Here is a 22,826-nt window from a genome sequence, read left to right on the forward strand (position 1 = left end):
CATCGACAGCCCGGCAAGCTTCGCCCGCATCAAATCCCAGGCGCTGTTGCCAGACGGCGAGAAGTCGATACCGGCGCGGGGGGGGGGGGGCGGGCCGCGGCCCGGCGCGGCTTGCGGGCGCCGGCGCGCCGGCGCTGCTGGCGGCCCGGGCCTCTCGCGGGTCCCGCCTGATCGGCGAGGTCGGTCTGGGCGTCCAGCGCACCCCGGCCCGCGCCGACGAAGGTGTCGTGGAGGTCGGTCTCAGGGCCATCGACGTCGAGGACGTCGGCCTGCCGGAGGTCGACCTGGACGGCGACGAGCTGGACGGCGACGACCTTGACGACGGCCTGGTCGTCGACGAGCTCGGGCCCGACGGGCCGGTGGGCGGTCGCGGCGGGGCCGCCAGGGTCCCCACCGGATCGGCGAAGGCGATCCGGCAGGTCCGAGCCGCGCTGACGCGCTCCGGCCGATGAGCGCCGGCGTGCCAGGCCCGCCGGCCGAGCGAAGCCGGCCGGCCCCGACGGCGGCGACGGCGGCCAGCCGGCGGCAGCGGGCAGCGGCGGCCGGCTTCGACCGGCTGGGGCCCCGGGCCGGGCGGCCGGCCGGCCCCGGGACCGGCCAGGCCTCGCACCGGCCGGGCGCGATCGGCCGGGACATGCACGGCAAGCGCGCCCTCTACAGCGGCGAACGCCCGCCCGATCCGCGCACGAACGGCGTGACGGTGCACTGCTCGCGCTGCGCCCAGGCGACGATCGTCGGCGCGAAGCGCGCGTTGCTCCTGCTCGCGCCAAGCCTGCATCTGCCGCTGATCCGGCCGCGCTACCCGTCCTTGCTGCGCTGCCCGGCCTGCCACCGGATCTCCTGGGTCCGCCTGGCCTTGGCGGGCCAGGGCCAGGGCCGGACCTAGCAGCCGCCCGAGGCCGGGTCAGGCATCGCGCGAGGTGAGGGCGCCGTACGCGGCGGCGATGAACAGCGTCAGCCAGCCGGCGAGGACAGCCGCCGCCAGTCCGACCGGCAGCTGCGTCGTCGCGTCGTCCAGGTGCGGGAATGTGACGCTGTCGCTCGCCGGAGACGGCAGGTAGGCGATCACGTGCCGCTGCCACCACGGTGGGAGCAGGCCCCCGAAGACCGCCGGCGCGAACAGCAGGGCCAGCACCGCCGAGATCGCCCCGGCCGCGGTACGCACGAGCAGCGCCAGCGTCAGGCCGAGCAGCGGGAACAACGGCGTGAGCAGGGTCGAGACCCCGACGACGCGCAGGGTGTCGGCGTCGCCGAAGCTCGCCGTCGTCATCCCGAACGCGCCGAACACCAGCTGGGCCGCGGCGAAGCTCGCCACCGTCGCCACGACGCCGATCACCCAGGTCACGAGGGTGACGAGCAGGCACTTCGCGGCCAGTACGCGGCCCCGCCTCGGGGTCACCACGAAGGTCAGCCGTGCCAGCCCGCCGCTGTACTCCGACGCCCCGACCTTGACCCCGAGGGCGATTACCAGGACCCCGGTGAAGATGCTGCCGATCAGTGGCGAGACGAGCGGGTCGAAGTCGGCCCGGTCCGCGGCCGACCACCCGTCCCAGGTGGCGCCGACCGCGCCGGCCAGCAGCGACGACACCGCCACCCCCAGGACGACCCCCACCGTCGCGAGCACCCACGACGAGCGCATCGCGCGCAGCTTCATCCATTCGGCGCCGAGCGTCGCCGACAGCGGTGGCCGCACCCCGCCTGGGCCGAGTGCGCCGGATGTGCTGGTCATCTCAGTCCTCCCCGGAGACGGTGCTGGCGGTCGCGGCATCGCCGCGGTAGTCGACCGAGTCGTGCGTGAGCTCCATGAAGGCGGCCTCCAGGCTGGCCCGGCGCTGAGTGAGCTCGTGCAGTGCGATCCCGTGCGCGGCGGCCAGTTCACCGACCTCGGCGGCGGTGCGGCCGGTGACGACCAGCACGTGGCCGCCGCGAGGCCCGCCGCGGCCGAGATCGCCGTCCCCGAGATCGCCCTCGCCCGGGGCCACGGTGGCGCCGGCCCGCCGCAGGATCGGCTCCAGCTCGCCGGCCCGTGGCGAGGCCACGCGGACGTGGGTGCTCGTGCTGGCCGCGGTGAACTCGGCCACGCCTGCGTTCGCGATGAGCCGGCCGCGTCCGATGACCACCACCCGGTCGGCGGTGTCCTCCATCTCGCTCATGAGATGGCTGGACACCACGACCGTGCGGCCCTCGGCCGCCAGCCGGCGAAGCAGCGTGCGCACCCAGCGGATGCCCTCGGGATCCAGACCGTTGACCGGCTCGTCCAGCAGGAGGGTGCCGGGATCGCCGAGCAGCGCGGCGGCGATGCCGAGCCGCTGCGACATGCCGAGCGAGAAGCCGCCTATCCGCTTGTCCGCGACGCTCGCGAGCCCGACCAGCTCGATCATCGCGTCGACCTGCCCGGCCGGAACGCCACCGGCCCGCGCCAACCAACCGAGGTGCTGGCGGGCCTTCAACATCCCTGGCGCGGCCTTGGCGTCGAGAAGGACGCCGACCTCCCGCATCGGCGCCGGGATGTCCCGATAGCGGCGGCCGTGCACGGTGGCCGTGCCGCTGGTCGGCTGGTCCAGGCCGACGATCATGCGCAGCGTGGTGGACTTCCCCGAGCCGTTCGGGCCGAGGAAGCCCGTCACCTGGCCCGGTGTCACGTCAAAGGTCAACCGGTCGACGGCGGTCCTGCCGCCGTACCGCTTGGTCAGCTCCCGTATCTCGATCACCAGTACGGCCCCTCGCAGGGCTTGTTGTCCATGCCGAGGAACGTAGATCGACGGCGACGGTCCAACATCAGGCGAGAGAGGGGACCTTCCCTCCGTCGCTAGTCGTAAGGCGATCGATCCCGACTCAGACTTTCGAACGGGGCGCCGGGGCCCACCGCTGGCCGACCGGCCACGACGAGGCCGGAAGGTCAGACTGGACGAGGCCGAGCCAGGCCGACGTCGTAGGCGAACACCACGGCCTGCACGCGGTCGCGCAGCCCGAGTTTGCGGAGCACCGACGAGACGTGGGTCTTGACCGTCGCCTCGGTGAGCACCAGCTCGGCTGCGATCTCGGCGTTCGACAGCGCCGCCGCCACCAGCCGGAGCACCTCGGTCTCGCGTTCGGTCAGCTCGTCGAGCGCCGCGCGCCCGCCGTGGCCGGGGCCGGTCGTCCCGGCACCGCCAGCCGTCCCGCGACCGGCGGTCCTCAGCGTCGACTCGCCGTGGGCGAACACGTCGGCGAAGCGGTCGAGCAGCCTGCGCGTCACCGTCGGGGCGAGCAGGGCGTCGCCACGCGCGACCACCCTGATGCCCTCCACCAGGTCCGCCGGCCGCACGTCCTTGAGCATGAAGCCACTGGCGCCCGCGCGCAGTGCGGCGAAGACGTACTCGTCCAGGTCGTACGTCGTCAGGATGATCACCCTCGCGGCGCTGCCGGAGGCGACGATGCGCCGGGTCGCCTCGATGCCGTCCGTGGTCGGCATCCGCACGTCCATCAACACGACATCGGGCTGGTGGCGGCCCGCCAGCGCCACGGCCTCGGCGCCGTCAGCGGCCTCCGCCACCACCTCGACCCCTGGGCGCGCGTCCAGGATCATCCGGAAGCCGCTCCTGACCAGCGCCTGGTCGTCGACGAGCAGCACCCGGACCGCCGCCTGGTCGCCGTCCGTCATCGCCATCACGCCTCCCGGCCTAGCTCGTGGCCGGCTCGGACGAGGCGGCCACGCGCGTCCGCGGACCACCCCGCGCCGGCAGGTACGCGTGCACCCGGAACCCGCCGGCCCGGGTCGGCTCGGCCGTCAACGTCCCGCCGAGCAGGCTGGCGCGCTCCCGCATCCCGATGATTCCGTGTCCGCGACCGCTGGGGACCCCGTCGGTCGCCGGGTCGCCGAGCTGGGTGCCACGACCGCCACCACGGCCGTCGTCGACGACCTCGATCTCGATCGACTCGTCGGCGTACGTGATGCCCACCTCGACGCTGTCGGCGCGCGCATGGCGCAACGTGTTGGTGAGCGCCTCCTGCACGATGCGGTAGGCCGACACGTCGACGCCAGGAGCGAGCAGCCGGACCGTGCCAGCCTGGTGGATCCGGACGTCGAGGCCGGCGGCCCGCAGCGGCGCGGCCAACTCGTCCACCCGGCCGAGCCCCGGCTGCGGCGGGGCGATGTCGTCGTTCACCGATCCCGGGCGGACCGCGCCCAGCATCCAGCGCAGCTCGACCAGCGCCTCGCGCCCGGTGGACTCGATGGTGCGCAGCGCCTGGCGAGCCTGGTCCGGCCGGGTCTCGAAGACGTCGTCCGCTGCCGCGGCCTGGACGACGATCACGGACACGCTGTGCGCGATCACGTCGTGCATCTCGCGCGCGATCCGGGACCGCTCCTCGACGACGGCGCGCCGCGACTCCTGCTCGATCGCCACCCGCCGATTACGCGCGACCTCGCCGAGCGCCCAGGCGACAACGCCCATGGCCATCGTGAAATAGGTGTCCTCGGCAGTGCCGGTCCGGAAGTTGGCGCTCGTCACAGCGAGCAGGCCGATCAGTCCCGGAATCGACACGGCCGGCGCTCGCGCCGCCGCCAGCGAGCAGACCGCGATCAGACCGGTGAACGGCACCACGAGATCTGGCGCGGCGAGGTAAAGGACGAGGCACCCGATCAGCGCGACGGCGGTGACCAGGACGGGCCGCGACCGGCGCCAGTAGAGGGCGAGACCTTGAACGATCGCCGCCGGTCCGCTGACGCACCACAGCAGCGCCCCGGACTTGGGGCCCGGCTCGTCCGAGAGCGCGGCCAGGAGGAACCCGGTGACGAGCAGCGGCAGGGCGACATCAACCGCCCGGCGCAGCCGCCCGCGCCATCGCCCTACGCCCGCCATGCGTTGATCGTGCCTCCCGCCGCGGCGGGCCGCCGCGCTTTGGGACCAAACTGGGGCGGCCATGCGATGACCGCCCCAGCGTCGTTCCAGCCGATCGACCTACGCCGACTCGGCGTGCTCCGCGTCGTCGTCCGCCTCGATCAGGTCGAGCCCCTCGGTGGCGGCCCCAGTGCGGGTACGGCCCCGGCCACCACGCCGGCGCCGCCGCCGACGCGCCGGCGAACCGTCCGCGTCCAGCTCCTGCTCGGGCAGGTCGGTGCCGTCGACAGCACCGTCCAGGCTGGCGGTGGCCACCGTGTCGAGCGCCGTGACGTCGCCGGTCTCGAGCTCGAGAGCGAGCTCGCCAGCCTCGCCGTCGCCCGCCTCCTCGGCGAGCCCGGCCGCCGCGGCGGCCGCACCGGCTCCCCGGGTACGGCGACGGCTCCTGCTGCGGGCGGCCGTGTCACGGGCCGCCGGCCGGTCGGCATCGCGTTCCGGCGTCGCGGCCGCGGTCCCGCGACCGCGCCGGGCCCGGGTCCCGCCGCCCAGGTCCTCGATCTCCTCGGCCGCGAGCCCCGCCCGGGTGCGCGCGGCGCGCGGCAGCACACCGGTGGACCCGCTCGGGATGCCCAGCGCCTCGAACAGGTGCGGGGAGGTGGAGTACGTCTCCAGCGGTTCGTCGAACGGCAGCGCCAGCGCCCGGTTCACGAGCTGCCAGCGGGCCAGGTCGTCCCAGTCCACGAAGGTGACCGCGACGCCGCTGCCGCCGGCCCGGCCGGTCCGGCCGATCCGGTGCAGGTAGACGCTCTCGTCCTCCGGGCACTGGTAGTTGATGACGTGCGTGACGCCGCCGACGTCGATGCCACGCGCCGCGACGTCGGTCGCGACCAGCACGTCGACCTTGCCCGCGCGGAACGCGCGCAGCGCCTGCTCGCGCTGGCCCTGCCCGAGGTCGCCGTGGACCGGCGCGGCCGCGAAGCCACGACGGGCCAGGTCCTCGGCCACCTTGTCGGCGGTGCGGCGGGTCCGGACGAAGACGATCGACAGGCTGCGCCCGTCGGCCTGCAGGACCCGGGACAGCACCTCCATCTTGTCCATCGCGTGCGCGCGGAAGACGTGCTGGCTGGTGGTCGGGACGGTGCGGCCCTCGTCGGGCTGCTCGGCGGTCACGTGCACCGGCCGGATCATGAACCGGCGGGCGAGCGCGATGACCGGTCCGGGCATTGTCGCCGAGAACAGCATGGTCTGGCGGGTGGGCGGCAGGAAGGCGACGATCCGCTCCACGTCCGGCAGGAAGCCGAGGTCGAGCATCTCGTCGGCCTCGTCGAGCACCAGGGTCGCGACGTTGCCCAGGTTCAGCGTGCGCTGACGGGCGAGGTCGAGCAGGCGGCCGGGAGTGCCGACGACGACGTCGACGCCGGACTTCAGCGCGCTGGTCTGCGGCTCGTAGGCCCGGCCGCCGTAGACGGACAGGACGCGGATGCGTCGGCCCTTGCCGGCCCGGTCAAGGTCGTTGGTGACCTGGACGCACAGCTCGCGGGTGGGAACGACGATCAAGGCCTGCGGACGGCCGTCCGCGCCCTCGTCGGGGCCGAGGACCTTCTGGATGACGGGGATGCCGAAACCCAGGGTCTTGCCGGTGCCGGTGCGCGCCTGGCCGATGATGTCGGTGCCGGCCAGCGCGAGGGGGAGCGTCAGCTCCTGAATGGCAAAGGGATGAATGATGCCCGCCGCGGCGAGCGTGTCCACCGTCTCCTTGCGGACCCCGAGGTCGGCGAAGGTGAGCTTGGGCTCGGCCGGACCGGCCTGCTGGGGTGGGGTCGGCGAAGCGGTGGTACTGGTGTCGGTGTCAGTGGTGGTCAGGGAAGTGGCTGTGACGGACAGCGGATCGCTCCTGGTCTGCTCCTGAGCGGTGTCCGATGTTGAGGCGCCGCTCGCTATGTGCCAGACAGCGCCAGCGACCCAGTCGGTGACGGGGGACCAGCGGCTCGAACCCGGCAGCTTGGCCCAGCGGCCCTCCGAACGGGGCGACGCGAGTGCCTTAGGCGGCCAGCTGGTCTGTGATGACCAGCGGCTACGACAAGGATAACCTGTGTGACCGCTTGGTGGGCGCGCTCGGCGACGATCGTGGCCTGTCGGACGTTGGCCAGACTGGAGCCCAATCTGCCGGCCGGCCCGAGCGGGCCACCGGAGTTCGTGGGGGCCAGTGGGTCGAGCCCGAACCACGCGTACACCGATCCACCACCTGGGAGATGAAACACGTGACGGACAGCACAGTGCTTCCGGGGGCTCAGGTCGCTGGTGGTGGCCCTGACCCGGCGGCGCAGGTCGCTGACGTCGATGCCACGCGGCGGCAGGCGGGTCTCGCGGGCGCCGACCAGGCCGTCGTCGATCTGCTGGGGCTCATCGCCTACGGCGAGCTGACCGCGTTCGAGCGGCTGGCGACCGACGCCCGGATGGCGCCGACCCTGACGGACAAGATCGCGCTGGCCGCGATGGCGGCCGCGGAGTTCGCGCACTTCGAGGCGATCAGCCGGGCGCTGGCCGGCCGCGGCGTCGATCCGGAGGCCGCGATGGCGCCGTTCATCGGTCCGTTGACCGCCTTCCACGGTGGCACCGCGCCGGCGGACTGGCTGGAAAGCCTGGTCAAGGCCTATGTGGGGGACAGCATCGCCGCCGACTTCTACCGCGCGATCGCCCATCGGCTCGACGATGACGCCCGTGCGCTCGTCCTAGACGTGCTCGCGGATACCGGGCACGCGGCGTTCGTCGTCGACCGGGTACGCGCGGCGATCGTGGCGAATCCCGTGGTGGCCGGGCGCCTCGCGCTGTGGGCGCGCCGGCTCGTGGGTGAGGCGCTCAACCAGGCGAAGCAGGTCGCGGTCGAGCGGGACGCGCTCACCGGCCTGCTCGTCGGCGTCGGCGACCTGGAGGCCGTCGCCGCGATCTTCGACAGCATCATGAAGGCCCACACCGACCGCATGGCGGCCCTGGGCCTGTCTGCTTAAAGCGGCGGTCGGCCGAAGGGCGCTGCACGCCCGTTCCGGCCGACCGCCCTTGGATCAGCTGGCGCCGAAGCCGACGCGGCGGGACTCCGCCTCCGCGATCTCGACGTAGGCCAGTTTCGCGACCGGTACGACCACGCGGCGGCCCTTCTCGTCGAGCAGCGAGAGCAGCCCGTTGTCCGCGGCGAGGGCGGCGGCGACCGCCTCGGCGACCTGGTCCGGCGTCTGAGCGCTTTCGAGCACCAGCTCTCGGCCGACGTTCTGCACGCCGATCTTGACCTCCACCGGGATGACCTCGCCTTCGTTAGCACCGCGGGAGGGTGTCCCCCCGGGACGGGCCTGGTCCGACGGCGTGACGGCCGACGGACGTTCACAGGTAACACCGACGATCACAGGACACACTATGGCCCCGACGCCGTGTGTGACCGGGCTGGGTCGCCGTGTTCGCCGCTGGCAGAGCGGTCGGGTTGTCCCACCGGTCGGCTACGAGCCCGGTAGGTCCACCCGGCGGCATGCGTCGCGCGGGTCAGGCCCGGGGGTAACCACCGATGCCGTGCCAGGCCAGCTCGCTCATCGTCTCGATCGCTCGTTCGGAGGAGACGGTGCCGCCCCGGACCAGCCACCACCGTGAGCAGGTCTCGGCGAGCCCGACCAGGCCGACGGCCAACAGGTCGGCCTCGTCCTGGGTGAGCCCGGTATCGGAGGCGATGGTCGCGGCGATCGCCCGGACGCACTGGGCGAACGCGTCCTCGATCCGCTCCCGGACGGCCGGCTCGCTGCGCAGGTCGCTCTCCAGCACCAGCTGGTGGGCGCCGCTGGGGTCGTTCACGAAGTCGAAGTACGCGCGGATCGACCGCTCGACCCGCAGTTGGTTGTCCGCCGTCGAGTCGAGCGCCTCGCGGACGCTGGTGACCAGCTTCGCCGCGTGCTCGTCGACCAACGCGAGGTAGAGCTCAAGCTTGCCGGGAAAGTGCTGGTACAGCACCGGTTTGCTGACGCCGGCCCGCTCCGCGATCTCGTCCATCGCGGCGGCGTGGTAACCCTGCGCGACGAATACCTCGCGGGCGGCTCCGAGCAGCTGGAAGCGCCGGGCCGTGCGGGGGAGCCTGGGCGTTCTGCCTGGGCGTGGCGCGGCCGGATCGGCGGTCACCCGCGCACCTCCTGTTGCTCGATCCCGACAACACTACAGACCCGGGTGCTGCGTGCGGCCCCCAGAGCCGGGGGTGCGAGGCCTGCAACAGGTTATCGGCGGAACCGGCCAGGCTGCCGGTTCCGCCGATTCCACGTCCATTCGAGCTGGATCGCCTAGCGGTAGGCGTCCTCGTCGTCCTGGACCTCGACGGTCTGCTCGACGGCGTCGTACTCGTCGGCCTCCGAACCGTCATGAACGTGCGTCGGCCTCGACAGATCGTCGGGAACCACCTGGCGGGCCTGGTCGACGGCGTCCGCGGCGGGGACGTCGACGGGAACCTGCATCTCGGTCGGGAGCTCGGTCGGTGCGGTCATGAGGCCCTCCCCGTCGTGACGGGATCTCTCGCCGGCTGGTGTCGCGATCATCGAGCTGCCGAAGCACGGCATACCCACGCGGAACCTCGGCATACCCAGGTGGCGTTCGGCCTGAACGTGCCTGTTTCACCGGACGTGGCTGCCGGCGCGGTCCTCGGGCCGGCTGGAGCCGGGGGCCGACCGCCTTGTCGGCGGTGCTCGGCCGACCCCGGCCGTCAGGACGCTGTCGGCGGTGGGCCGAGCAGCGGGGTGAACAGGTCGCCGTGGGCGGCGACCCGGTCGAGCACCTGGGTCGCGGTGAAGACGAGGTCCGCGGGCTCGCGCGCGGCGGCGACCTCGTCCCAGGTGACCGGCGTCGAGACGGTCGGCGCCGCCCGGGCCCGCAGCGAGTACACCGAGACCGTCGTCTTGGCCGGGTTGTTCTGCGACCAGTCCAGCAGCACCCGCCCGGGGCGCAGGTCCTTGCGCATGTTGGACACGACGAGGTCCGGGTGGTCCCGGGCCAGCTTCTCGGCGACGACGTGCATCTCGTCGCGCACCTTCATGCTCTCGCGCCCGTCGTCGACCCGACCGTAGACCTGAAGCCCCTTCGAGCCGCTGGTCTTGACGCACAGCGGCTCGGGCAGGACGTCACGCAGCAGCAGCGCGACCCTGGCGCAGTCCAGCACGGTCGTGCCCGGGCCGGGGTCGAGGTCGGCGACCACGAGGTCCGGTAGCCGGGTGGAGACCCGCCACATCGGCGTGTGCATCTCGATCGCGGCCAGATTCGCCAGCCAAACCAGCGTCGGGCGTTCCTCGGCGACCAGGTAGTCGATCGTTCCCCGGTTCTTGCTGGAGCCAGGTGACGGCAGTGTCGCGGTGCGCACCCACTCCGGCCGGTGTGACGGGGCGTTCTTGCTGAAGAAGCCGGCGGAGCCGACTCCCTCGGGAAAGCGGACGACGGTCAGCGGGCGGTCGGTCAGGTGCGGCAGCAGGACGGAGGCGATCTCGGTGTAGTAGTGGATCACCTCGGCCTTGGTGGTGCCGGCCTGTGGGTAGAGGACCTTGTCGAGGTTGGTGACCTTGAGCCGGCGCCCGTCCACCTCGACGGCTCCAGCCGCGCCGGCCGCGGACTTCTTCGCCGCGCCCTGGCCGATCTTCGCGGTGTCGCTGTCTTCCATGGCCGCGCCTGCGGACTCGTCCTTGGTGCCGCTCGCGGAGTCGTCGCTTGGTCCCGCGGTCCCGCTTGTTGACTTGTCGCTTGGTCCCGGTCCGCTCGCGCGGCTTGCCTCGCCCATCCGCGCCTCCCGCGTACTGACCTCGCGTGGTGGTTGGTTGTGACGGCCAGCTGGCGGTTCCCACGTTCCCACGTCGGACCGGCCCGATCCACGGTCTGCCTCGCGATCCTTCGGGGCGTCCCGCCGAATGGTCTACGCAGCGGCGATGAGTGGAACGGGTTGGCTGCGTCTACCCAAACAGCCAATTCTCGTCCCTCTTCGCCGGTCAGGCGGACAGGACGCGCCGGGTGGCTCACGATGGGGTTGGAGCGACGTTAGGGGCGAACATGCGTTCGATCTGGAAGGGTGTGATCAGCTTTGGGCTCGTCTCGATCCCCGTGAAGCTGTACTCAGCCACGGAGGAACGGGATGTCGCCTTTCACCAGGTCAGACGTTCCGACGGGTCCCGGATTCGCTACAAGCGGGTCGCGGCGGCCGACGGCGACGAGGTGCCGTACTCCGAGATCGCCAAGGGCTACGAGCTGCCGGACGGCGAGACGGTCGTGCTCACCGACGAGGACTTCGCGAACCTCCCGCTGTCGACGTCGCGGGCGATCGACGTGCTGGAGTTCGTGCCCCTGGACCAGGTCGACCCGATCTACTTCGCGAAGAGCTACTACCTGGAGCCGGACAAGACCGGTGCCAAGCCCTACGTCCTGCTGCGGGACGCGCTGGAGTCCTCCGGCCGGGTCGCGCTCGTGAAGATCGCGCTGCGCCAGCGCGAGCAGCTCGCGACGCTGCGGGTGCGTGACGGCGTCTTCGTGCTGGAGACCATGCTCTGGCCGGACGAGGTCCGCGCGCCCGACTTCGGGTTCCTCGATGAGGAGATCAAGGTCCGGCCGCAGGAGCTGGCGATGGCCAGCTCGCTGATCGAGACGCTGGCCGGCGACTTCGACCCGACGCGGTTCACCGACGAGTACCGCGCGGCGCTCACGGAGATGATCGACGCCAAGATCGCCGGGCGGGAGATCGTGACGGCCCCCGCGGCGGAGGCGGCCGAGCCGGCCGGCGACCTGATGGCCGCGCTGCGCGCCAGCATCGAGGCGGCCAGGGCCGGGCGCCCGGGCGGCGGCGCCCCAGCAGACGAGGCGGCGGCGGACGAGGCGGAGCCGGCCGAGCCAGCGCAGGCGAACAGGCGTGCGTCGCGGGCCAGAGCCGACCAGCCCGACGAGGAGAGCCCGGCCGAGGGCGCCGAGGCGGACGCCGTGACCACGTCGCCGGCGGGGAAGGCGAAGCCCGGCGGCAAGAAGTCCCCACCGAAGAGCGCGCCAGCCAAGATCGCGCCGAAGACGGCCGCGAACGGCGCCAAGGCCCCCGCCAAGACGACCGCCAAGGCCCCGGTACGTCGCTCCGCCTGACCGTCGATCTCCGGCCGCGGGGGTCGGGAACATGTGACCGGCGGCGGGCGCTGCACGAGAGTGGATCGCCGTTCCCCGCGGGGTCGGCGGCCTGTTGCCCAGCGGTTTCGTCGGCCCGTGATCTCAGGACGGGCCAGCGGCCGTCAGACGTATGGCATCGTCGTGGGGACGCCTCAGCCGGCGATGCCGAACCGCAAGGAGCACGCGTGTCCCTTCCGCCTCTGGTGGCACCCGCCGACGGGCTATCCGTCGACGAGGTCCGCCGTTACTCCCGGCACCTCATCATTCCGGATGTCGCGATGGACGGGCAGAAGCGCCTGAAGAACGCCAAGGTGCTGGCGGTCGGCGCGGGCGGCCTGGGATCTCCGACGCTCATGTACCTGGCCGCCGCCGGGGTCGGCACGCTCGGCATCGTCGAGTTCGACACCGTCGACGAGTCGAACCTGCAGCGCCAGATCATCCACGGCCAGTCCGACGTCGGCCGGTCCAAGGCCGAGTCCGCGCGGGACTCCGTCCTGCAGATCAACCCGTACGTCAACGTCGTGCTGCACGAGACCCGGCTCGACGTCGACAACGTCATGGAGATCTTCAGCCAGTACGACCTGATCGTCGACGGCACCGACAACTTCGCGACGCGTTACCTGGTCAACGACGCGGCGGTGCTGCTCGGCAAGCCTTACGTCTGGGGCTCGATCTACCGCTTCGACGGCCAGGCCAGCGTCTTCTGGGCGGATCACGGGCCGTGCTACCGCTGCCTGTACCCGGAGCCGCCCCCGCCGGGCATGGTGCCGTCCTGCGCCGAGGGCGGCGTGCTCGGCGTGCTGTGCGCGTCGATCGGCTCGATCCAGGTGACGGAGGCCATCAAGCTGCTGACGGGGATCGGTGACCCCCTGGTCGGGCGACTGATGGTCTACGACGCACTGGAGATGACCTACCGCACGATCAAGGTCCGCAAGGACCCTGAGTGCCCGCTGTGCGGCAAGAACCCGTCGATCACCTCGCTGCTCGAGGACTACGAGGCCTTCTGCGGCGTCGTTTCCGAGGAGGCGCAGCTCGCCGCGGCGGGATCGACCATCACGGCCGGCGAGCTCAAGGGGTGGATCGACGAGGGCGCCGCGATCGAGCTGATCGACGTCCGCGAGCCCGCCGAGTGGGAGATCGTCCGGATTCCGGGCGCCAGGCTCATCCCGAAGGGGGATCTGCCGGCTCATCTGTCCGAGCTGCCGCAGGACAAGCGGGTCGTCGTCTACTGCAAGTCGGGCGTCCGGTCGGCCGATGCGTTGGCCACCCTGAAGAACGCCGGCTTCTCGTCGGCCGTGCATGTCCAGGGCGGCGTCACCGCGTGGGCGACCCAGGTCGACAAATCCCTCCCGGTCTACTGACCCTCGCGTCCCAAAGGGGCCCCGGCACCTCGCCGGGGCCCCTTTCGCGTCTCCAGATTCTCGCGGCCGGGCTGGTCCGGATGCGGCGATCGCCCAGGTGCGGGCTGGCGCGTTCGGGAGCTGTCGGACGTCGCTGGCATGCTGACCGGTATGAGCGAGCGCCGGGCAGATCGGCCTGAACGGGACCGGCACCGGTCGGACACGTACCGGTCGAGCGAGTCCGCGCCGGACCAGCGCCGGTCGGAACTGGCCGCGGTGAAGGCGCCGGCGAGCGTGTCGGCCGGGCTGGGCACTCGGGTGCGGGTGCACGAAGGCGGCCGGCCGGGGGAGTACGCGGTGGCGGTGCTCGACACGGTCGCGCGGATCCCGCCCGGCAAGGTGATGACCTACGGCGACGTGGCCGAGTACGTCGGCGGCGGTACCGGCCGCCACGTCGGCGCGGTGCTCGCCCGGTTCGGTTATCAGGAAGACGTTCCCTGGCATCGCGTCATCCGTTCCACGGGCGAGCCGAACCCCACCTCTCCGGCGGAGGCGCTCGCCCTGCTGGCCGCGGACGGCACTCCGCTGCGCCCCGGCGGCGAGCGCGTCGACCTCCAGGCTGCCCGTTGGGATGGCATGTCCACCAACGAGTGAGCCGGGCTGTGGGGCCAGCGGAGATCGGGTCGGGATCAGCGGGCGGTGTAGCCGCCGTCGGCGAGGTAGACGCTGCCGGTCACGACCGACGAGCGGTCGGAGAGCAGGAACAGGACGACCTCGGCGACCTCGTCCACTGTGGCGAACCGGGCCATCGGGGCGAGCAGCGCGGCGCCGCGCATCTTGCGGCCTTCGCCCTGGCTGAGCATGGCCGTGTCGACGAAGCTGGGCGCGACCGCGTTGATCCGGACGTTGCGGGTCGCGTATTCCAGCGCGGCGGTCTTGGTCAGCCCGATGACGCCGTGCTTGGCCGCGACGTACGCGGCGGTGTCGGCGAAACCGACCAGGCCGAGCACGGAGGCCATGTTCACGATCGAGCCGCCACCGGCCGCGAGCATCGCCGGGAGTTCGGCCCGCATGCAGTAGAAGACGCCGTTGAGGTTGGTCTCGACGACGCGGCGCCAGTCGTCGACGGGAATCTTCTCGATCGGGTGGCGAGGCAGCGAGATTCCGGCGTTGTTGACGGCCAGGTCCAGCTTCCCGAAGGTCCGGACGGCCGCCGCGACGGCGTCCGCGACGGCGTCCGGGTCGGTCACGTCCAGCCCGAGCGCCAGCACCGGCGTGCCCGAGCTCGCGAGCTCGTCGGCCACGACCTTGGCTGCGGCCTCGTCGACGTCGGTGACGACCACTCGTGCGCCGGCCGCGGCCAGCTTGCGGGCGCAGGCCGCGCCGATGCCGCCGCCCGCTCCGGTCACCAGCACGACCTTGTCCGCGCACTCTTCCATGCGCAGCAGACTCCCACAGTCACCCGTTGCGATGTCCGGTCGGCCGTGCCACCTGCCGCGCTGCCCGGGCTCTGCGGCCGAGGCGGTCGGAAAACTGTCGGTGGCGCGTGGTCTCCTTGATTCGTGACCAGCTCGCCCAGCGCCGTACAGCCGGCCCGGCCCGTCGTCCTGACGCGGCCGGTCGCCGGCGCGCGGGCACCGCGCTACCGGCTCGACCGGTCCGCGCCGGCCCGCTGGCCGGCGCGGCCGGCGGGCCTGGACGACGCGCAGCGAGCGGTCGTGGAGCACCGGGGCGGTCCGCTGCTGGTGCTCGCCGGACCGGGCACGGGCAAGACCACGACCCTGGTGGAGGCGGTCGCCCGCCGGGTCGAGGCCGGGCAGGATCTCGGGTCGATCCTCGTGCTCACGTTCAGCCGGCGGGCGGCGCGGGAGCTGTCCGAACGGATCACGGCCCGGGTCGGCGCCGCGTTCGGTGGCCCGGTGGCGTGGACGTTCCACTCCTGGTGTTACGCCCAGCTTCGGGCCTTTCCGATGGCGGGCGACCCTGCGCCGCGGCTGCTGACGGGCCCGGAGCGGTTCACCCGGCTGCGCGAGCTGATCGACGGCTCCCGCGAGCTCGGGCGGCCGGGTTGGCCCGCGTCGCTGGAGGTCTGCCTGCGGACTCGGGGGTTCGCCGAAGAGGTGGAGGCGCTGCTGGCCCGGGTCCGCGAGGTCGGGCTCGACCCTGCGAGCCTCGAGGAGCTGGCCGCCCGCGCACGCCGGCCTGACTGGGCCGCGCTCGCGCGGTTCTACACGGACTACCTGGACAACCTCGGCTACGACGGCGCGCTGGACTACCCGGAACTGGGCCACCGGGCGGCGCGCCTGGTCGAGGACCCGGAGCGCGGCCAGCCGATTCGGGACCGGTACCGGTCGGTCTTCGTCGACGAGTACCAGGACACCGACCCGGCACAGGAGCGGCTGCTCGCGGCGCTGACCGCCGGTGGTGGCGACCTGGTCGCCTTCGGTGACCCAGATCAGTCGATCTACGCGTTCCGCGGCGCGCGGGTGCGCGGCCTGCTCGACTTCCCCGGCCGGTTCCGCCGGGCCGACCGGTCGCCCGCCGACGTGCTGGCGCTGGGGGTGTCGAGGCGGATGTCCCCGCCGGTGCTGGCCGCGAGCCGGGAGGTCGCCAGCCGGCTGCCGGTCTCCGGGCTGCCCGTGTGGGCACTGCGGGCGCATCGCCGGCTCGCTCCGGCGGAACCCGACCGCGCCGGTCAGGTCGAGGCACTGTCCTTCCCGTCGGAGGGCGCCGAGACGGAGGCGATCGCCGATCTGCTGCGCCGCGAGCACCTCACCCGCGCGGTGCCCTGGCACGAGATGGCCGTGCTGACCCGCTCGGCCGAGGCACTGCCCGCGGTCGCGCGCGCCCTCACCGTGGCCGGCGTGCCGGTGGACCTCGCCGGCGACGAGCCGCCACTGGCCGAGCGGCCGGCCGCCGCGTTGCTGCTGACCGCGCTGCGGTGCGCCGACGATCCGGGCTCGTTGACCACAGCGGACGCCCGCTCCCTGCTGCTCTCCCCGCTCGGCGGAGCCGATCCGGCCGGCCTGCGTGCCCTGGGCCGTGCGCTGCGCGACCACGCCCGCTCCGCGCCCGGCGAACCCGCCGTCGCCGCGGATTCCGCGAGCGTCGACTCCGACGGCGCGGACCCGGAGGGCGCCGGCTCCGACCGGGCCGCTGGTTCGTCGGCGGGCTGGCCGGCGGGGCTGGTGTCCTCGGCCGAGCTGATCCGGGACCTCGTCGCCAATCCGGGGTCGCTGCCCGGCCCGGTGCCCGCCGAGCTGGCCCGACCGGCCGTCCAGGTGGGGAGCATGCTGGCTCTGGTCGGGGAGCGGCTGCGGGCCGGCGCGACCCCGCAGGACGCGCTCTGGGCGTTGTGGGAGGGCACCGCCTGGCCGGCGCGGCTTCGCCGGGTTTCGGCGAGTGGCTACGGGGCCGCGCGTCGTGCCGCGGAGGCCGACCTGGACGCCGTCGTCGCCCTGTTCGACGCCGCCGGCCGGCTCGGCGAGCGGCGCGGGCCCGGCGGCGGCGCCCGCGGGCTGATCGCGGACCTGACCAGCCAGGACTTCGCCGCCGACGACCGGGCCGGTGCCGAGGTCCGCCCGGACGCGGTGCGGCTGCTCACCGCGCACCGCGCCAAGGGCCTCGAATGGGACGTCGTGGTGATCCGCGGCGTCCAGGACGGCGCCTGGCCGGACCTGCGCGCGCAGCATTCCCTGCTGGGCACCGAGCAGCTTGACGCACCCCAGCGCGGGGGTCTGCGCCCACCGGAGACCCCGCGCGACCGGTGGGCCGAGGAACGCCGGCTGTTCTACGTCGCGGTGACCCGGGCTCGCCACCGGCTGGTCGTCACCGCCGTCGACGCGGTCGGCGAGGACGGCGCACGGCGCAGCGAGCTTCTCGCCGAGCTCGGTGTCCGGATCACTGCCGGCGCGTCCTGGACGCCACGGCCACTGACCTTGCCCAGCCTGGTCGCCACGCTGCGCCGGCTCGCCGCCGACCCCGGGGCGACCCCAGCGCTGCGCCAGGCCGCCCGCCGCCGGCTCGCGACGCTCGCGGCCGTCACCGACCATGCGGATCGGCCACTCGTCCTCTCGGCGCACCCCGACCGGTGGTGGGGCGCCCGCGACGAGACCGCCTCCGACGTGCCGGTGGCCGCGCCGACCGCGCCGATCCCGCTGTCGGGGTCGTCCCTGTCGAGCCTTCGGGACTGCTCGCTGCGCTGGTTCCTGGAACACGAGGCGCACGCCGGCCAGCCAGCCACGACCGCGCAGAGCTTCGGCCGGGTCGTCCACGCGCTCGCCGACGAGGTCACCGCGGGGCGCACTCCCGCCGACCTCGCGGCCCTGGACGCCCGGCTGGACCTGGTCTGGCGGCAGCTCGCCTTCGAGGCACAGTGGCGCTCGGACCAGGAACGGGCCGCCGCCCGCCAGGCGCTCGCCCGGTTCCTCGACTGGCACGCGGCCGAGCGTGGCCGCGCCGTCCTGGGCTCCGAGGCGCGGTTCGGCATCGATCTGACCGTCGACGGCCGTCCGGTCCGGCTGCGCGGCTCGATGGACCGGATCGAGCTTGACGACGGCGGCCAGGTGCACGTCGTCGACTTCAAGACGGGCCGGTCCGCCGTCAGCCCCCGGGAGATCGCCGAGCACGTCCAGCTCGGCACCTACCAGCTCGCCGTGCGAGAAGGCGCCGTCGACGACCGGGTCGCCGGGCGTGACGCCTCTCCTCCCGAGACGACGCCCCAGCCCGAGGAGGCCGGCGGGCCGGCTGTTCCCGGCGGGGCCGAGCTGGTCTACCTGCGCCGGGAGGCCAACGAGGACCGAGCCGGTCCCGGTGCGCCGGGCGGCCCGACCGGCCTGCCTCAGGTCCAGCGCCAGGACGCGTTGCCACCCGGCCGGTCCTGGATCGACGAGCTGGTCGGCGAGGCGGTGCGCACGATCACCACCGAGGCGTTCGTCCCGACACCTGGCGCGGGCTGCGACTACTGCTCCTTCCGGCGCGCGTGCCCGGCGTTCGTCGAGGGCCGGCAGGTGGTCACATGAGCGAGCAGCCCGGCGTCGGGGTGCGGCCGGTGCCGGCGGACCCGGCCCGGCCCGGACTGCCCGGCGGCGCACGCCCACTCGCGCTCCTGGGCCGGTCGGCGCGTTCTCAGCAGACCGACCTGCCCCTGCAGCTGACCCTGACCGGCGAGGCGGAACCGGTCGACCCGGGGCCGGCCACCGGCGACGGAGACGCGCTGCCGACGGACGTCGCTGCCCGGCCCCGCCTCACCCGGGAGGGCCTGCGCGACCTGCTCGGCGTCCCGTACACCGAGGAGCAGCTCGCGGCGATCTGCGCGCCGGCCGAGCCGGGGGTCATCGTCGCGGGAGCGGGCTCCGGCAAGACCTCGGTGATGGCTGCCCGCGTGGTGTGGCTGGTCGGGCACGAGCAGGTGCCGGCCGAGTCGATCCTCGGCCTGACCTTCACCCGCAAGGCCGCCGCCGAGCTGAACGACCGGATCGGCGCGGCGCTGGCGCGGCTGCGCCGCTCCGGCGCGGACCAGGCCATCGTCGTGCCGGACACGCACAACGGGCCGGACCTGGACAGTGTGCCGAACCTGGACAGTGCGCCAGATCTGGACGGCGGGCCGGACCTGGACGGCGCAACGGCCCTCGGGGGCGGCGGGTACGCGGACGCCGTGGGCGAGCCGGCCGTCTCGACGTACAACTCCTTCGCCAGCCGGCTCGTCGCCGACCACGCCCTGCGCCTGGGCCTGGAGCCCGACTGCGCGCTGCTCCCGGCCGCCGCCCGTTACCAGCTCGCCGCGAACGTCGCCCGCGGCTACCCGGGCAGGATCGAGGCGTTCACGGGCTCGCTGGCGGCGCTCGTCTCGGCCGTCGTCGCGCTCGACGGCCAGTGCGGGGAGCACCTCGTCGACCCGGCCGAGCTGATCGCGTTCGACCGGCGCTGGCTGGCCGACGTGCTGACCGCGCTGAACGAGGCGGCGGCCCGGCCGAAGACGGCCACCCTGACCGCCGACCTGCGCCGGCTCGCCCGCACGGCCCGGCGGCGGATCGAGCTGGCCGGCCTGGTCGTCGAGTACCGCGAGGCGCGGCGCCGGCGCGAGCTGCTCGACTACGGCGACCAGATCCGGCTCGCCGCCGAGCTGGCCGAACGGGTGCCCGAGGTCGGGGACCTGCTGCGCCGCCAGTTCCGGGTCGTGCTGCTGGACGAGTACCAGGACACCTCGGTGGCCCAGCGCAGGCTGCTCGCCGGCCTGTTCGGCGGCGGCCACCCCGTCACCGCCGTCGGCGACCCGGCACAGGCCATCTACGGCTGGCGGGGTGCCTCGGTGGGCAACCTCAGGCTGTTCCCAGAGCACTTCCGCCGCCTCGGCGGCGATCCAGCACAGGTCCACCAGCTGACCGTCAACCAGCGCAGCGGCGGACGGCTGCTGACCCTCGCCAACGCCGTGGCCGCGGGCCTGCCCGTCGACGCCCGCAGCGTCACGCTGCGCCCGCGCCCGGCCGTCGCACTGGCCGGCGAGACGGTCGTCGCGCTGCACACCAGCTGGGCCGAGGAGGCCGCCTGGATCGCTGGGCAGCTGGCGGCGAGGCTGCGCGCCGCGTCGCCGGGCGATCCGCGGGAGCCGGGGCCCAGCTGCGCGGTCCTGGCCAGGTCCTGGGCTGACGTCCCCACGCTGGTGGACGCGCTCGGCGCCGCTGGACTGCCGGTGGAAGTGCTCGGCCTCGGCGGCCTGCTGACCAAGCCCGAGATCGCCGACATCCGGGCCATGCTGGAGGTGCTGGACGATCCCACCGCGAACCCGGCCATGACGCGGCTGCTCAGCGGGCCGCGGCTGCGGCTTGGCCCGCGTGACCTCGCCGCGCTCGGCCGGCGCGCCACCGAGCTGGCCCGGTCGGGACTACCCGGCCGGCCCCGGGCGGTGACGGCCCAGACCGACCCGTTGGCCGAGGCGGTCGCCGACGTCGACCCGAGCGACGTGGTCTCGCTCGCCGACGCCCTGGCCGAGCCCGGCGAGGAGGTCTCCGCCGAGGCGACGCGACGGCTGCGGGCTTTCGCCGGCGAGCTGGCCGAGCTGCGCGGGCACCTCGGCGCCGGGCTGGTCGAGCTGGTCCACCGGGTGGTCGAGACGAGCGGCCTCGACGTCGAGCTGGAGCTGGCGGCGCCCCGGGGCGGCCGGGGCCGGGAGAACCTCGCCGCGTTCCTGCGGGTCGCGGCCGACTTCGAACGGTCCGCCGCCGCCTTCGACGACGCGAGCGGCCGGGCGTCCCTCACCTCGTTCCTCGGCTTCCTGAGCGCCGGCGAACGGTACGAGCGGGGCCTGGACGCGGACGTCCCCAGCGCCGGCCGGGCCGTTCAGGTGCTCACCATGCACGGCTCGAAGGGCCTGGAATGGGACGTCGTCGCCGTCCCGAACATCAGCCGGACCGCCTTCCCGGACGCGCAGCCCGGTGACCGGTGGATCACCACGCCGGAGATCCTTCCTACGCCACTGCGCGGGGACGCCGCCGAGCTACCGGTGTTCGAGGTCGCCGCCGACCGGGCCGCCTTCGACCGGTTCGCCGCAGAGTGCCGGGAGCAGGCCGAGCAGGAGGAACGCCGGCTCGCCTACGTCGCGTTCACCCGGGCCCGCTGGACGCTGGTCGCCAGCGGCCACTGGTGGGGCCCGACGCAGAAGCGGCCCCGCGGCCCGTCGCCCTTCCTGCTGGAGCTCGCCGAGCACGCGACCGGCGACGGCAACGGGCGGGTGGACCACTGGGCCGACACCCCACTGGCGAAGACCAACCCGTCGCTGGAGACCCCGCCGGTCTTCACCTGGCCCGCCCCGCTGAACCCCGTCGAGCACGCGGCCCGCCGGGACGCGGCCGACGCCGTCCGTGTCCTGCTGGCGAGCGCCCCGGCCGCGGCCAGCACCGCCGCCGCGAGGGCCGCCGGTGCGAGTCCAGCCGGTGCTGGTAGCACCGCCGGTGACGTCAACGTCGACCTGGGCGGGCCCGCGCCCGACGCGCGCGAGGATCCGTCCGTCCGGGACGACCGCGCGGGGATGACGGCGCAGGAACGTGCGCTGCTCGTCGAGCTGGACCAGGAGACCCGGCTGCTGCTGGACGAGCAGCTGACCGCTCGCGCCCCCGCCCGGCTGGTGGCGCTGCCCACCGGCCTGACGGCCACCCAGGTGATGAAGCTGCGCGCGGACCCGGACGGCCTGGCCCGCGAGCTCGTCCGCCCGATGCCGCGCCGGCCTGTCCCGGCCGCGAGCCGGGGCATCCGCTTCCACGCCTGGGTCGAGGAGGTCTTCGAACGCCGCCCCCTGCTCGATCACGAGGACCTGCCCGGCGCCGAGGACGACTACCTCGACGACACCGAGCTGCGGGCCCTCAAGGACGCCTTCCTGGCCGGTCCGTACGGCGCCCGGCGGCCCTACGCGGTCGAGGCGCCCTTCGAGCTGCCCCTCGGCGGCCGGGTCGTGCGGGGCAGGATCGACGCCGTCTACGACCTCGGTGCCGGCCGCTACGAGGTGGTCGACTGGAAGACCGGCAGCACCCCGGCCGATCCGGTCCAGCTCGCCCTCTACCGCCTCGCCTGGTCGCGCCTGTGTCGAATCCCCCCGGGGGAGGTCGACGCGGCGTTCTACTACGTCCTGACCAGCCGCGTGGTTCGCCCCGAGCTGTTGACCGAGGCGCAGCTCATCGAGCTGCTGGGCGGCGGTGGCGCCGAAGCGGGCCCGGCCCGCTAGGCGAGGTCGACCAGCAGGGCCCGGTGGTCGGAGACCGGCGTGTGACGAACCTGCGCGGCCACGACCGGCGGGACCGGGCCGTGCGCGAGGACGTGGTCGAACTGGATCCGGGGCGCGTGCGCCGGGTAGGTCGGAGCGGCGGCCAGCCGGCGCCAGCCGGTCAGCGCCCGGGGGAGTGGGCCGGGCAGGTTCAGGTCGCCGAGGATGACCGCGGGTGTGCCGCGCGAGCCGTGCCGGCCCAGGACGTGGACGAGACGGCGCAGCTGGCGGGCGTTCCACCCCGGAACGAAGGACAGGTGCGTGGCCGCGACGGTCAGCGGGCCGGCGGGCGTCGTCAGCTCGGCGATGATCGCGACCCGGGGCTCGTCGTCGAGCAGGATCAGCCGTGGCCGCCCGTCCGGGCCCGGCACGGCGACCGGGGCGCGCACCGGCGCCCGCCCGAGCTCCACCACCCGCCAGCCCTGCACCGGTAGGCGGCTGACCAGCGCGACGCCGTAGGCCGGTTCGCCGTCCCGCCGCGGCCCGGCCGCGGGCCGCCAGGACTCCCCGGGCGTGCCGAAGACCGTCGCGGCGAACCGCCGTCCCCCCGGCTCGACCCCGAGCGCCTCGGCGGCCAGCGCGCACAGGTCGACCCCGCCCGACCGAGGCTGGTCGACGTCGACCTCCTGCAGCGCCAGCACGTCGCAGTCCAACGACGCGACGGCCGAGCGGAACCGGACCGGGTCGACGGTGGCGTCCGTCATCGACCGGCCGTGCATCAGGTTGAACGTCCCCAGCCGCATGAGCCGCGACCGTACCCGA

19 protein-coding genes are annotated in these 22,826 nt (G+C 73.9%); 8 read left to right on the plus strand and 11 right to left on the minus strand.

Annotated features, from left to right (window positions below):
- The first annotated feature begins 227 nt into the window (after positions 1–227).
- The gene (locus I6A60_RS28645; RefSeq protein WP_203055743.1) at positions 228–452 is read left to right on the plus strand and encodes a hypothetical protein; all 225 of its coding nucleotides are present in this window, start codon (positions 228–230) and stop codon (positions 450–452) included.
- Positions 449–886: a hypothetical protein gene (locus tag I6A60_RS42100; protein WP_238436444.1), complete on the plus strand. Its 438-nt coding sequence runs from the start codon at positions 449–451 to the stop codon at positions 884–886. Before I6A60_RS28645 ends, I6A60_RS42100 begins: the two co-directional genes overlap by 4 nt.
- A gap of 18 nt (positions 887–904) precedes the next feature.
- Here the strand turns inward: I6A60_RS42100 and I6A60_RS28655 are convergent, their stop codons facing one another.
- From I6A60_RS28655 to I6A60_RS28675, 5 genes are all read right to left on the minus strand, one after another.
- Complete coding sequence (locus I6A60_RS28655) at positions 905–1,729, minus strand: hypothetical protein (RefSeq protein WP_203012018.1); 825 nt, start codon at positions 1,727–1,729, stop codon at positions 905–907.
- A gap of 1 nt (position 1,730) precedes the next feature.
- Entirely contained in the window at positions 1,731–2,711 is a 981-nt protein-coding gene (locus I6A60_RS28660) for an ABC transporter ATP-binding protein (RefSeq protein ID WP_203012017.1), read from the minus strand.
- Between the two features lie 188 nt (positions 2,712–2,899).
- A complete protein-coding gene (locus I6A60_RS28665) occupies positions 2,900–3,643 on the minus strand; it encodes a response regulator transcription factor (protein WP_203012020.1) in 744 nt (247 codons plus the stop codon).
- Between the two features lie 19 nt (positions 3,644–3,662).
- Positions 3,663–4,844: a sensor histidine kinase gene (locus I6A60_RS28670; protein ID WP_203012015.1), complete on the minus strand. Its 1,182-nt coding sequence runs from the start codon at positions 4,842–4,844 to the stop codon at positions 3,663–3,665.
- A 99-nt stretch (positions 4,845–4,943) separates the two neighbouring features.
- Positions 4,944–6,572 (minus strand): DEAD/DEAH box helicase, encoded by a 1,629-nt coding sequence (locus I6A60_RS28675; protein WP_203042571.1) that lies wholly within the window; start codon positions 6,570–6,572, stop codon positions 4,944–4,946.
- 503 nt (positions 6,573–7,075) lie between these two features.
- Between I6A60_RS28675 and I6A60_RS28680 the strand changes: the two genes are divergently transcribed.
- Positions 7,076–7,831 carry a ferritin-like fold-containing protein gene (locus I6A60_RS28680; RefSeq protein WP_238436446.1) on the plus strand — a complete coding sequence of 252 codons (756 nt, stop codon included), beginning with the start codon at positions 7,076–7,078 and terminating at the stop codon, positions 7,829–7,831.
- 54 nt (positions 7,832–7,885) lie between these two features.
- Here I6A60_RS28680 and I6A60_RS28685 read toward each other — a convergent pair whose 3' ends face one another.
- The 4 genes from I6A60_RS28685 to ligD form a co-directional block, all read right to left on the minus strand.
- Positions 7,886–8,113 (minus strand): DUF3107 domain-containing protein, encoded by a 228-nt coding sequence (locus I6A60_RS28685; protein WP_013421947.1) that lies wholly within the window; start codon positions 8,111–8,113, stop codon positions 7,886–7,888.
- 241 nt (positions 8,114–8,354) lie between these two features.
- On the minus strand, positions 8,355–8,978 hold the full coding sequence (locus I6A60_RS28690; protein WP_203023543.1) for a TetR/AcrR family transcriptional regulator: 624 nt from the start codon (positions 8,976–8,978) through the stop codon (positions 8,355–8,357).
- A 155-nt stretch (positions 8,979–9,133) separates the two neighbouring features.
- Complete coding sequence (locus I6A60_RS28695) at positions 9,134–9,334, minus strand: hypothetical protein (RefSeq protein WP_203023544.1); 201 nt, start codon at positions 9,332–9,334, stop codon at positions 9,134–9,136.
- Between the two features lie 215 nt (positions 9,335–9,549).
- Complete coding sequence (gene ligD, locus I6A60_RS28700; protein ID WP_238436447.1) at positions 9,550–10,494, minus strand: non-homologous end-joining DNA ligase; 945 nt, start codon at positions 10,492–10,494, stop codon at positions 9,550–9,552.
- A gap of 383 nt (positions 10,495–10,877) precedes the next feature.
- Between ligD and I6A60_RS28705 the strand changes: the two genes are divergently transcribed.
- The 3 genes from I6A60_RS28705 (at position 10,878) to I6A60_RS28715 (ending at position 13,963) form a co-directional block, all read left to right on the plus strand.
- A complete protein-coding gene (locus tag I6A60_RS28705; RefSeq protein WP_203023546.1) occupies positions 10,878–11,948 on the plus strand; it encodes a Ku protein in 1,071 nt (356 codons plus the stop codon).
- 206 nt (positions 11,949–12,154) lie between these two features.
- Positions 12,155–13,330, plus strand: coding sequence for an adenylyltransferase/sulfurtransferase MoeZ (gene moeZ / locus I6A60_RS28710; RefSeq protein ID WP_203023547.1), 1,176 nt, complete (start codon positions 12,155–12,157; stop codon positions 13,328–13,330).
- Positions 13,331–13,480: 150 nt separating this feature from the next.
- Entirely contained in the window at positions 13,481–13,963 is a 483-nt protein-coding gene (locus I6A60_RS28715; protein ID WP_307873909.1) for an MGMT family protein, read from the plus strand.
- Between the two features lie 35 nt (positions 13,964–13,998).
- On the opposite strand, the gene I6A60_RS28720 is transcribed toward I6A60_RS28715, so the two are convergent.
- Positions 13,999–14,748, minus strand: coding sequence for an SDR family NAD(P)-dependent oxidoreductase (locus I6A60_RS28720; protein ID WP_203023548.1), 750 nt, complete (start codon positions 14,746–14,748; stop codon positions 13,999–14,001).
- A gap of 123 nt (positions 14,749–14,871) precedes the next feature.
- On the opposite strand from I6A60_RS28720, the gene I6A60_RS28725 reads away from it, so the two are divergent.
- Entirely contained in the window at positions 14,872–18,330 is a 3,459-nt protein-coding gene (locus I6A60_RS28725; protein WP_203055744.1) for an ATP-dependent DNA helicase, read from the plus strand.
- Positions 18,327–22,025, plus strand: coding sequence for an ATP-dependent DNA helicase (locus I6A60_RS28730; protein WP_203025391.1), 3,699 nt, complete (start codon positions 18,327–18,329; stop codon positions 22,023–22,025). Before I6A60_RS28725 ends, I6A60_RS28730 begins: the two co-directional genes overlap by 4 nt.
- Here the strand turns inward: I6A60_RS28730 and I6A60_RS28735 are convergent.
- A complete protein-coding gene (locus I6A60_RS28735; protein WP_203025390.1) occupies positions 22,022–22,807 on the minus strand; it encodes an endonuclease/exonuclease/phosphatase family protein in 786 nt (261 codons plus the stop codon). The two genes, I6A60_RS28730 and I6A60_RS28735, sit on opposite strands and share 4 nt — an antisense overlap.
- Between the last annotated feature and the right edge of the window lie 19 nt (positions 22,808–22,826).

Source organism: Frankia sp. AgB1.9, from assembly GCF_016786355.1.
Taxonomy (GTDB): domain Bacteria; phylum Actinomycetota; class Actinomycetes; order Frankiales; family Frankiaceae; genus Pseudofrankia.